This window comes from Oscillibacter sp. CU971 (genome assembly GCF_905219725.1).
In the GTDB taxonomy this organism is placed as follows: Bacteria; Bacillota; Clostridia; order Oscillospirales; family Oscillospiraceae; genus Oscillibacter.
The window spans coordinates 1-4,266 of sequence record NZ_CAJMXG010000235.1 but is presented as its reverse complement, the minus strand read 5'-3'; the positions used below and the strand labels follow the sequence as shown (position 1 = coordinate 4,266).

Below are 4,266 nucleotides of genomic sequence, written 5' to 3'. Positions count from 1 at the left end.
TTTTTCTTCTGGAAGAAAAAGAGAAAATGGGGGGTGCAATGAACCAGCCATCGCTGGTATCCAATCCCCCCCGCCCGTCAGGGCGAGTAAAATCCCCCCCTTTCAGGGGGAAAAGTAAGGAGGCCCCGCCATGCCGCAGGCACCCGACTTCACCACCCTCTTTGACGACGACATCAACCTCCGGGGCCTCTTCGACATCTTAAGCCCCGAAAACAACCTGGTCCTCGCCGACGACATGATGCTCTCCGACGCCAAGGGCGTCATCCTCCGGGTCAGCGAGAGCTATGAAAAGAACTTCGGCTTCGTCCACAACTCCATCGTGGGCCGCTCCGCCTTCGATTTGGAGGCCGACGGCACCTTCTCCCCCTGCGTCACCGCCGAGGTCATCCGCCAGCGGCGGAAAATCACCGCCACCCAGACCATCAACCACGCCCACAAAAACGTCATGACCGTGGGCATCCCCCTCTTCGACCGCGCCGGCGATCTGAAATTCGCCGTCTGCTTCAACACCGTCTCCATGGAGCAGATCAACGCCATCCAGCGGAACTACCGCCACCTCCAGGACTCCCTCCAGCAGTACTCCCAGGAGATTGCCGAGCTCCGCACCCGGGCCACCTCCACCAGCCTCATCTTCAAAAGCGCCTCCATGCAGCGGCTCTGGACGCTGATGCAGAACACGGCCAACACGAAAGCCAACATCTTAATTACCGGGGAAACCGGCGTAGGGAAGAGCGCCGTGGCCAAGGCCATCCACGCCATGAGCAGCCGGGCCGACGGGCCCTTCATCGAAGTCAACTGCGCCGTGCTCCACGAAAATCTTATCGAGTCGGAGCTCTTCGGCTATGAGAAGGGGGCCTTCACCGGGGCCGCCAGCGGCGGCAAAATCGGCAAAATCGAGCTGGCGCAAAACGGCACCCTCTTCTTAGACGAAATCGGCGAGCTGCCCCCCCACATCCAGTCCAAGCTCCTCCAGCTCATTCAGGAAAAAACCATCGAGCGCCTTTCCGGCAACAAGCGCATCGAGCTGGACTTCCGCCTTTTGGTTGCCACCAACCGCAACCTGGAGGAGGCGGTCCAGCGGGGCCTCTTCCGCTCGGACCTCTTCTACCGGCTCAACGTCATCCGCATCCACATCCCGCCCCTGCGGCAGCGGCGGGAGGACATCCTCCCCCTGGCCCACCAGTTCCTGGCCCGGTTCTGCGGGGAGTACGGCAAGGCCCTCACCTTCAGCCCCCGGCTTTTGACCTTCCTGGAGCGCTGCGACTGGCCCGGCAACGTCCGCCAGCTGGAAAACCTGGTGGAGCGCCTGGTCATCACCGTTCAGGACCCCATTATCGACCTGGGGCACCTGCCCCCGGAGTACGACGCCGGGTCCGCCGCCCCGGCCCCCTCCCGGGAGGGCACCCTGACGGAGCGGATGGACGCCTACGAGGGGCAGATCATCCGGGAGTCTTACCGCCGCTGGCGCACCACTGTGGCCGTGGCCAAGGAGCTGGGCATCTCCCAGGCCACGGCGGCCCGGAAGGTGGCCAAGTACGTGAAGTAATGGACAATGGATAATGGACAATGAGGAGTTCCCGGCAGACGGTCCGCTTCCACCGCCCATCATTGTCCATTGTCAATTTCAAGGGGGGACGCCCATGAGCCTTGTTCAGCTGAAAACCGAATTGCGGCAGGAGCTGAAGCTGACTCCCCAGCTGATGCAGTCCATGGAGGTCCTTCAGATGACCTNCCAGGAGCTGCTGGAATACCTCTCCCGCCAGGCGGAGGAAAACCCCCTGCTGGACCAGTCCGACCCGCCGGAGCGGGCCTATGAGGAGCTGCGCCGTCAGGCCGGGTGGATTGACGGCGGCGTCCGGGACCGGGCCACCTTCACCCATGAGGAGGGGGCCCCGGAAGCCGGAGCCATGGACAGCGCCCTGGAAAGCCTCGCCGCCTTCCTCCGGGANCAGATTCACCGCCTCCGGCTCCCCAAGCCCCTGTCGGCCCTGTGCGAGTATNTGGCGGAGCTGGNGGACNGGGACGGATACCTGGCCCAGGAGGACCTGGAGGGCCTCACCGCCATGAAGATCCCCCAGGCCCTGACGGACCAGGCCCTGGACACCCTCCAGAGCCTGGACCCCCCGGGAGTGGGGGCCCGGTCCCTGTCCGAGTGCCTGCTGCTCCAGCTCAGCCGCCGGGACGGCGCGGACCCTGTGGCCATGGACGTTGCCGCCCGCTTCCTCCCGGAGCTGGGGCGGAAGCACTACGCCGCCATCGCCCAGAAGCTGGGGATTACGGTGGAGGCCGTGCGGCGGGCGGAGGCGGTTGTCGCCTCCCTGGAGCCCCATCCNGGCCGGGCCTTCCAGCCCGCTGAGCCCACGGTCTACGTCCGGCCCGACGTGTTCGTCGCGGAGCTGGACGGGGAGCTCCAGGTCATTTTGAACGAGTACNACCTGCCCCGGGTGTCCGTCAACGACTACTATCTCCGGCTTTTGAAAAGCTCCGACGAGAAGGAGACTAAGGACTACCTCCGCCAGAAGCTCCGGCAGGCCAAATGGCTNCTGGACAGCCTGGATCGCCGGGGGAGCACCCTGCGCCGCTGCGCCGAGGCGGCGCTGGAAGCCCAGCGGCCCTTCTTCTCCGGGCAGACGGGGGACCTGGCCCCTATGACGCTTTCCTCCCTGGCGGAGGGTCTGGCCCTTCACCCCTCCACGGTCTCCCGGGCCGTCCGGGGGAAGTACCTCCAGTGCCGCCAGGGTACATACCCCCTCCGCTACTTTTTCAGCCTCCCCGTCAGCGGCGGCGTCTCCCGCCAGGCGGCNAAGCAAGCCCTGCTGGCCCTCGTCCGGGAGGAGGATCGGAAACGGCCCTACAGCGACCAGGACCTGTGCCGCCTGCTGGAGGCCCGGGGCGTCTTCGTGGCCCGGCGGACGGTGGCCAAGTACCGCCTGGAGCTGGGCCTGGGGTCCTCGGCGGCCCGGAAAAAATAAGCAAAGAGTGCCCTGCCGGTTATGGCAGGGCACTCTTATTCCGCTTAGAATGAGGAAGGGGGCTTACTCGGCGGACTCGGCCTTCTCGGCGGGCTCNTCCTTCTCCGCGGGGGCGGCGGCGTTGGCGGCACGGAACAGGAAGGTCACAATCTGGCCCCGGGTGCAGGTGTTGTCGGGGGAGAAGGTGGTCTCGCTGGTGCCGGAGGTGATCTTCTGGTCCACAGCCCAGGCCACGGCCCCGGCGTAATCCGCGTCCTTGTCCACGTCGGTGAAGCTGAGCTCCGCCTCAACCTCGGGCTTTCCGGCCACGCCCCACATGAAGCCCACGGCCATCACGCGGGTGCAGGGGGCGGAGACGTCCTCGCCCTCGGCAATCAGCTTCTGCTCCACGGCCCACTTGGCGGCGCTGTCACGGTCGGACACGCCCTCGGCGGCGCCGGGCTTGCCGTTGGCGCGCCACAGGAAGGTGAGGATGTTGGAGATGGAGCAGGTGTTGCCGGGCCCAAAGGTGGTCTCGGTGGTGCCCAGGGTGATGCCCCCGGCCACGGCCCAGTCAATGGCGGCGGCAAAGGGGGAATCGGCGGCTACATCGGTAAACTTGGGGGCGGCCTCGTCTTTCTTCTCCTCGCCTTCCGCGGGAGCTTCGTCTTTCTTCTCTCCGTCTTCGGCGGGAGCTTCGTCCTTTTTCTCCCCGTCTTCGGCGGGAGCTTTGTCCTTTTTCTCCCCATCTTCGGCAGGAGCTTCGTCCTTCTTCTCCTCGCCTTCCGCGGGAGTTTCGTCCTTCTTCTCCTCGCCGGAAGACTCNGTGGGAGCGGTGGTGCCCGTCTTGTCTTCCTCGGCGGCGAAGGCGGGGACAGCCAGGCTCAGGCTCAGCGCCAGGGCCAGAGCCAGGGATAACAGCTTTTTCTTCATGTTGGTTCCTCCAAAAATTTTTTGACCCGGCGGACGGGAACGCTCTCGTCCGCAGCCGGCAGAATGAAACGTATTTTACTCCATCCTGCCGGAAAATGCAAGAGGATTTGTCACATTCTGCAAAAAGAACGGGAACTTTTCCACAGCCATGCCTGCCTTCAATTTGGGAGGCCGGCGTCAGAATTTGTCATTTTTAGCTTCCCTGCCGGAGAAAAACAAACGCTTGCGCTGTGTGCTTTTCCGACAACTCCGCCGTTTTTAGCGAAGCTTTCCGGTGAAAAGCCCCCGCGCCTTCCGGCGCGGGGGCTTTCGCGGGTCAGCCGGTTTTCGCGGAAAACCTCCGGCGGGGCGCGCCCGCCGGGGAGGGAGGAAAGGGGATGGG

The 4,266-nt window shown here is 64.7% G+C and carries 4 protein-coding genes; 3 read left to right on the top strand and 1 reads right to left on the bottom strand.

Annotation, left to right across the window (positions count from 1 at the left end):
• Positions 1-130: 130 nt before the first annotated feature.
• Together JX325_RS13145 and rpoN are read left to right on the top strand one after the other, a co-directional pair.
• Positions 131-1,546, top strand: a complete 1,416-nt coding sequence (locus tag JX325_RS13145; protein WP_204791557.1) for a sigma-54-dependent Fis family transcriptional regulator — start codon at positions 131-133, stop codon at positions 1,544-1,546.
• A 94-nt stretch (positions 1,547-1,640) separates the two neighbouring features.
• Complete coding sequence (gene rpoN, locus JX325_RS13140) at positions 1,641-2,972, top strand: RNA polymerase factor sigma-54 (RefSeq protein WP_204791556.1); 1,332 nt, start codon at positions 1,641-1,643, stop codon at positions 2,970-2,972.
• A gap of 63 nt (positions 2,973-3,035) precedes the next feature.
• Here rpoN and JX325_RS13135 read toward each other — a convergent pair whose 3' ends face one another.
• Positions 3,036-3,884, bottom strand: coding sequence for an S-layer homology domain-containing protein (locus tag JX325_RS13135; RefSeq protein WP_204791555.1), 849 nt, complete (start codon positions 3,882-3,884; stop codon positions 3,036-3,038).
• Between the two features lie 63 nt (positions 3,885-3,947).
• On the opposite strand from JX325_RS13135, the gene JX325_RS13130 reads away from it, so the two are divergent.
• Positions 3,948-4,266 (top strand): hypothetical protein (locus JX325_RS13130; protein ID WP_204791554.1); only part of this gene is annotated, 319 nt, incomplete at its 3' end.

Coding starts and splice junctions, on each gene's coding strand:
- JX325_RS13145 (WP_204791557.1), top strand. CDS start 131: ATGCCGCAGGCACCCGACTTCACCACCCTCTTTGACGACGACATCAAC.